Below are 6,876 nucleotides of genomic sequence, written 5' to 3' on the forward strand. Positions count from 1 at the left end.
TCTGTGAAAGTGAAAAATCTTCGATCAAGTTATCAAAAAGGAGTCAAAGATTAGGATGAACGTTCTTATTATTGGGGATTTTCCTGTTAGCACAAAGCAAAAAATTTATAAAGTTTTTCCTCAAGAATGGCAAGTTCACATTACAAATTTACGTTCAGCACCGTTGTATTTATCATCTGCGGAAGCAATTATTCCTGAGCATATACCAGTTAATTCATCTCTACTAAAACAAGCGCCGCAGTTAAAAATAATTCAAACCGGGGCCGGTTATGATAATGTTGACGTGGCCGAATGTACTCATCGAGGGATTAAGGTTTGTAATGCTGCAGGAGTTAATGCGAATGCCGTAGTTGAACACACCCTTGCGTTAATTTTAAGTTGGTTTAAAAATATTCCTTACTTAGACTGCTTTATGAAAGACCAGCAACCGGCAAGTCAACTTACGTATAATGGAGCGGAAATTGCTGGGAAAACTTTAGGAATTGTTGGCTTGGGAAATGTTGGTGCGAGAATGGCGCATATTGGGTTGGCGCTCAATATGAACGTCCTTGCGTATAATCATCATCCACGGCATATTTCAGGAGTTAGGATGGTTGACTTACCAACCTTGTATAAAAATAGTGATATTATTAGCCTTCATATTGCTGCAACTCCTGCAACTCACCATTTAATTAATTCTCAGGCGTTTCAACAAATGAAATCATCAGCACTCCTAGTAAACACATCACGAGGAAGTATTGTTGATGAGGCTGCTCTTATTTCAGCATTGCAAACCCATGAAATTGCCGGAGCCTGCTTAGATGTCTTTGAACAAGAACCATTGCCCATGGATAGTCCGTTGCGGCATTTAAGTAATGTCATCCTAACACCGCATACAGCAGGCCTTCCCGACAGTGTTAAATTTCACCGTCGTCGTTACGAATTCTTTAAGGAGAATCTGACTAGATTTGCTAAGGGTGAAAAGCCAAAGAATTTAGTGAATTAATGGTTTGGAAAGTTATATTTTTCCTCTTAATATTATTCGCTATTTAGACCAATCTGGTTATTATCATTTCGAGCCCATCTGGATTTGCTTAATATTAAACGAATCTTTTGCTATCGTATTGAATTAGACCACCTACTTCTGTATAGTCTAACTATTATCTTATAGCGATGAGGAGTGAGTTGAGATGAGTACGACAAACACATTATTTGTAATGGTCGCTAGTATCCTGGTGTTTTTTATGACGCCAGGATTAGCTTTTTTCTATGGTGGAATGGTGTCACGCCGTAATTCAGTCAATACGCTGCTCTCGGTATTCTTTATTTCGGGACTCGCCATTATTTTATGGGTTGTCTTAGGATATTCATTATCATTCAACGGCAACGTCTTTGGATTAGTAGGCAATCTTCATGCCATGATGATGAGTAATGTCCGGCTCGACCAGTTAACTACGGGGAAAATCCCATTAGGGCTGTATTCACTATTCCAAATGATGTTTGCTATCATTACCCCGGCTTTATTCGTTGGTGCGATTGTTGGAAGGGTCCGGTTTAAGTTTTTAATGGTCTTTATAATTTGTTGGTCAGTCTGTGTCTATTATCCACTCGTCCATATGATTTGGGGTAATGGACTGCTCTCAAAACTAGGAGCATTAGATTTTGCAGGTGGGACAGTAGTTCATATTAATGCTGGGATTACCGCGCTGGTCCTTTCTATAATGGTTGGACCACGTTCTCATCCCGAAGACGAACACGCCAACCATTCCTGGATTTTATTAGGTACCGCAATTTTATGGATTGGCTGGTATGGATTTAACGCTGGCTCGGCCTTAGCAATTAATGATGTTGCAATGCAAGCGATGATTACAACAACTATCGCTACGGCCGCTTCAATGGTTGCTTGGCAGTTATTAGAAGTTTGGCGAGTTGGTCATATTACCCTGGTTGGGACTTGTTCAGGTGCTTTATGTGGTTTAGTAGCAATTACGCCAGCTGCCGGTTATGTTGCTATCGACAGTGCTCTTTGGATCGGACTGATCGGGTCAGTCGTTAGTTTCCTATTTGTTACACTGATTAAGCCCAAAATTCATCTGGATGATACCCTTGATGCTTTTGGTTGTCATGGGGTTAGTGGAATCTGGGGTAGTATTGCAACTGGATTATTTGCCAGTCATGCAATTAACAGTCATGTTACTAGTGATGGCCTATTTGTTGGTGGCGGTTGGCATTTATTTAATATTCAATTATTAACAACTGTTATTGTGATTGCTTGGACTTTTATCATTTCAATGCTCTTAATTAAGTTAATTAGTTACTGGATGCAAATCCGAGTTTCCAGCGATGATGAAATACTTGGCCTGGATTTAAGTCAGCATAACGAACCGCTCCATTCTACCCGGTTAGCAAGCGAAAGAACTGAATAAATTAATCAAGCCACCTAATTAGTCGATAATGACCTTTTTAGGTGGCTGAATTTGTTGCGTTTTCAATTACTGTCTGAAAATTATTAAGATAGTAGCCAGTCGATCACGTTAATTTGCTCAATTCCATTGTCGTTATAATAACCACTATCTTCAGTTAATAATTTTTTGGGAAAGTTATCGTGAATCTGTTGAAATCCTCGTATTTCACGTTGATAGGTATGTTCATCCTTAACAGAAAGGGAAACCTGATAATACTCTTTGATACCATCCTTAATCGCTACAAAATCAATTTCTAAATTGCCTAATGAACCAACATAAACCTCATATCCTCGCCGCAGTAGTTCTAGGTATACGATGCTTTCTAGGCGGCTACCAAAGTTGGGTCGTTTTGTCCCTAATAAGTCAATCTTCAACGCTGGATCAACTGGATAATATTTTGAATTGATCGTTAAATATCTCTTACCACTAATATCATAGCGGTCACATTTATAGAAAAGATAGGCATCAGTAAAATTTTTTAAGTATGAAGTAACGGTTGCTGGACTGGTTTTGACACCCTTAGAAGTCATTAACCCCGCTATTTTTCTGGGTGTAATCAAATTTCCGGTCGTATCTGTTAAGTACTTAGCCAATTCTTCAACAAAGGAAGCATTACCACGTTCACGACGAGCAAGAATATCTTTAATTAACACCGTATTAATAATGCCATCAATATAGTCGTGATAAGTTTGGCTATCATTCAATTCGATAGCAAACGGGAAGCCACCTCTTTCTGAATAACGATCGAATGCTTGAGTTTTAGAAGTGTTCTTCATTGTTGGTAAAAACTCTGCAAATGACAATGGAAAAACATGAATTTCGATATAACGCCCGGACAACAGTGTTGATAATTCTCCAGAAAGCATAAATGCGTTTGAACCGGTCACATACAAGTCAACATTCTTTTTAATGAATAAGCTATCAAGTACTTTCTCAAAGTGTGCAACATTTTGGATTTCATCCAGGAAAATATAATTCATTTTATTTGCAACTAGATGATTATTTAAGTAGTCATATAGTTTGTGATAATCTTGGAGATTAGAAATGCCAAGATCTTCAAAGTTAAGATGGTGGATTTGGTCGTCAGCAACGTCAAATCTTTCTTTTAATCGTTGTTTGTACATTTCTAAGATGGTAGATTTTCCTGACCGGCGAACTCCTGTTAATACTTTAATGATTTGCTTGTCGCGAACTAGATCTAATCGTTGCATATAGCTATCTCGTTGGATCATTTGGTTAACCTCTTATTAGTTTGAATTTAGTTTTATACTTATGATTATTATATCATTAGTTTGAAATTACTTTTACACTTTTTGAAAATTCAGTTGAATGTAAAAGTATTTTCACATTCATAAAAATCATTTTTTACCTTCAGACCAAATCCTAGTTAACCTTTTTGCCAGTGGAGCAATCGTCTTCCGTTGGCTTTTTAAATAGGTTACGTAAAAAGTCATTGTTGCTGAACGATCAGTAATTGGTAATGCAACAGTATCAGTTGTGTCATATGTATTGTTTGGTTGTGTGACATTAGTAGTAAAGAAGGGGAAACTGGTATATTTTGTTAATTCACTAAGCGCATCATATTCTGTTTGATACAAAAATTTAGCATCAGGGATGTTCTCCTGAATGATCGTTTTCCATGGTCCAATATCATTTAAAACCACAAAGCTCAAACCAACTAATTCCTTAAAAGTGACCTGACGCTGATTAGCAAGGTACATAAATTGATCGAGATTAACATAAAGGTTTTCCTCGCCGATGAAGCGAGACTCAATCTGCGTTGTCTGGATTTCACGATTGGTAATAATCGCTGAATACTTGCGGTTCAGTAGGTTCTTTTCGACGTTATTCTGGTCAAGAAGTGCTTCATCGATATCAATGTTGGCGTTAAATTTTTGTAGATTCTGTTCTAGTACAATTTGCGGACCAGGGGCGACACTAGCAATTTTGAGTACTTGCTGATTTTGCGCGTAGTTTTTGATTTCAGTGATAAATTGCTGATTAGCTTGGAGGAGTGCAGTGGCTTTTTCAGCAGCCAGCTTGCCGGTCTTAGTTAGCGTGATCCGATTGGGGGTGCCGATCAAACAGTTGGACCCCCAATTCATCTTCTAATTTTTGCATCCCCCGCGTAACAGTTGGCTGAGTGATATTTAATTAGGCCGCTGTTTTCGCGAGGGTTTTATATTTGGCAAACGTGATAAGTTCTTCTAATAGGTAATTATCAATCATTATCATCCCTCCAGCTAGTATACGTTGTATGTATGCTAGCATGTTCTTTAAGTAATTTTCAATCAGGGAGTATGTGGTTAAGATATAGACAATCACAAAACGAAGGGAAGTTAATCTAATATCAAACAATGTTCCAACAGTAAAATTAAATAACGGTGTCGAAATGCCAACGCTTGGCTTTGGCGTTTTCCAAGTTCCTGATTTATCTCAAGCTGAACAAGCAGTTACGGATGCTCTTGAAACTGGCTACCGCTTGATTGATACCGCTGTAGCTTACCAAAATGAGGAGGCGGTTGGTAAGCCAATTAAGGATAGCGACATTCCGCGTGATCAAATCTGGGTAACTTCTAAGCTTTGGCTCCAAGACTACGCTTATGAAGAGGCCAAGAAGGCCATTGATCTTTCATTAAAGAAACTTGGCCTGGATTATGTGGACCTTTACCTAGTTCACCAACCGTACGGCAAAGTTGATGAAGCCTGGCAAGCAATGGAAGAAGCTCAAGAAGCGGGAAAGATTCGATCAATTGGTGTTTCTAACATGACACCAAAATTATGGAAGAAGTTTGTTCCCGATTTTGATGTCATGCCAGCAGTTAACCAAGTTGAATTTAACCCCTACTTCCAACAAAAAGAATTGCGTCAAATCATGGCTAAAAATGGGGTTGCCCTTGAAGCTTGGGCACCGCTTGGTCAAGGTAACGCTGAGCTCTTTCACAAACCAGTCATTACCAAAATGGCAAAAAAGTATGGTAAGGATGCTGGGTAAATTATCCTCCGCTTTGAACACCAAGAAGGGGTAACGGCCTTTCCGAAGTCCGTTCATGAAGCACGAATCAAGAGCAACATGAAAATTTTTGACTTTGAATTGAACTCCGCTGAAATGGATCAAATGCGAGCCTTAGATAAGGGTAAGGGGATGCACGATCCAGATGCACCAGGCGTTGAAGAAATGCTCAGTCAATACGATGTGCATACTAATGATTAATTGAAGATAGAAAATGACGATACAGCATTAAAACCGTACCGTCATTTTTAATTCTCAAATTTTGCCCGGTGCACTTTTTCAAAGTGTTTTCCCGTATAAATTTCCGCATCACTATGCTTAATCGCCCAATTAGAAATTGTATCGAGCACCGGAATTAAACTTTTGCCTTCAGCAGTTAATGAGTATTCAACCCTGATTGGCATTTCATTAAATTGTTGACGCTCAATGATTCCTGCCTGCTGTAATTCATGGAGACTATCAGCTAGGGCGGCATCTGAAATATTTTCCATTTGTGCTTTCAGTTCACCGTAACGCATTGAATTAACATGCCCCAGGATACAGAGAATCCGTGGCTTCCACTTGCCACCGAAAATATCTAACCCATAGTCAACAGTACAATAGTATTCTTTTGGTAGTTTCTGTTGATACATAGCTAACCTTCCTCAAAAATTATTTAGTAGCTTAATCGTCTTTAAATTCGTATTAATTTTGATTGTAAACGACTACTATCAGAATTGTAAACTAATTGATTTGAGGAGGAAGTAAAATGGCAGTTAAAGCTTATTTACAAGTAACGATGGTAATTCCTGAAAAGAATCGGGCAGCGGCAGCAAAGGTTTATACCGATTACCGTGAACCATTCTTAAAAACCATCCCCGGTGCAGAAACCAAGGATCTTTTAATTCGGGACGAAGATGTTCAAGTTCTTCATGGCTTTGATAGTGTTGAACATGCCAAGGCATACCTCGACAGTGAAATGTTTACTCAACATGTTTTCCCCGGTTTGAAACCAACTTGGACTGCGGATCCGGAAGTACGGATTTATAGTGTAAACTAAATTAAATAAATTTTCTTCATGGCATCACGTAAATAGTGGTGTCATTTTTTGTAAACTGATTTTTGAAGCTAATTAAGTAATTTATTTATCTCATGTAATTCTGCTTGCTCATCATTAGTTCCAATGGTATGAGTAAAAGCTATGGATTGCTATTAAATATAAACCCGTGGTGCTAGTTAACTTTTTCCTAGAGGAAAATGTCTAAACATGTTGGTAAATCAACAAAAAACGCATATAGTAGTCTCAAAACTCCCAAGAAATGAGGACTACTATATGCGTTCATCAAAATATACTGAACATTATACAGATACTTTTATAACATTCAAGGAAATTATGAGAACTGTTTCTAACATATACCACAATTGTATACCAGATAAAAT

General features: G+C 38.2%; 5 protein-coding genes and 2 pseudogenes. 4 read left to right on the forward strand and 3 right to left on the reverse strand.

Annotated features, from left to right (window positions below; genetic code table 11):
* Window positions 1–55: 55 nt before the first annotated feature.
* Both HMPREF0549_RS04565 and HMPREF0549_RS04570 read left to right on the forward strand, forming a co-directional pair.
* Entirely contained in the window at window positions 56–985 is a 930-nt protein-coding gene (locus tag HMPREF0549_RS04565) for an NAD(P)-dependent oxidoreductase (RefSeq protein WP_003717088.1), read from the forward strand.
* A gap of 184 nt (window positions 986–1,169) precedes the next feature.
* Entirely contained in the window at window positions 1,170–2,405 is a 1,236-nt protein-coding gene (locus HMPREF0549_RS04570; protein ID WP_040531191.1) for an ammonium transporter, read from the forward strand.
* A gap of 83 nt (window positions 2,406–2,488) precedes the next feature.
* Here the strand turns inward: HMPREF0549_RS04570 and HMPREF0549_RS04575 are convergent, their stop codons facing one another.
* Together HMPREF0549_RS04575 and HMPREF0549_RS04580 are read right to left on the reverse strand one after the other, a co-directional pair.
* Window positions 2,489–3,676, reverse strand: a complete 1,188-nt coding sequence (locus tag HMPREF0549_RS04575) for an ATP-binding protein (protein ID WP_003717090.1) — start codon at window positions 3,674–3,676, stop codon at window positions 2,489–2,491.
* A 126-nt stretch (window positions 3,677–3,802) separates the two neighbouring features.
* A pseudogene (locus tag HMPREF0549_RS04580) lies at window positions 3,803–4,673 on the reverse strand (LysR family transcriptional regulator).
* A gap of 163 nt (window positions 4,674–4,836) precedes the next feature.
* On the opposite strand from HMPREF0549_RS04580, the pseudogene HMPREF0549_RS04585 reads away from it, so the two are divergent.
* Window positions 4,837–5,658 (forward strand): annotated as a pseudogene (locus tag HMPREF0549_RS04585) (aldo/keto reductase).
* A gap of 47 nt (window positions 5,659–5,705) precedes the next feature.
* Here HMPREF0549_RS04585 and HMPREF0549_RS04590 read toward each other — a convergent pair.
* Window positions 5,706–6,089 carry a winged helix-turn-helix transcriptional regulator gene (locus HMPREF0549_RS04590; protein ID WP_003717094.1) on the reverse strand — a complete coding sequence of 128 codons (384 nt, stop codon included), beginning with the start codon at window positions 6,087–6,089 and terminating at the stop codon, window positions 5,706–5,708.
* Between the two features lie 116 nt (window positions 6,090–6,205).
* Here HMPREF0549_RS04590 and HMPREF0549_RS04595 point away from each other — a divergent pair, with 116 nt between their 5' ends.
* A complete protein-coding gene (locus tag HMPREF0549_RS04595) occupies window positions 6,206–6,496 on the forward strand; it encodes a hypothetical protein (RefSeq protein WP_003717095.1) in 291 nt (96 codons plus the stop codon).
* The last annotated feature ends 380 nt before the right edge of the window (window positions 6,497–6,876 follow it).

Source organism: Limosilactobacillus vaginalis DSM 5837 = ATCC 49540, assembly GCF_000159435.1.
Lineage (GTDB): Bacteria > Bacillota > Bacilli > Lactobacillales > Lactobacillaceae > Limosilactobacillus > Limosilactobacillus vaginalis.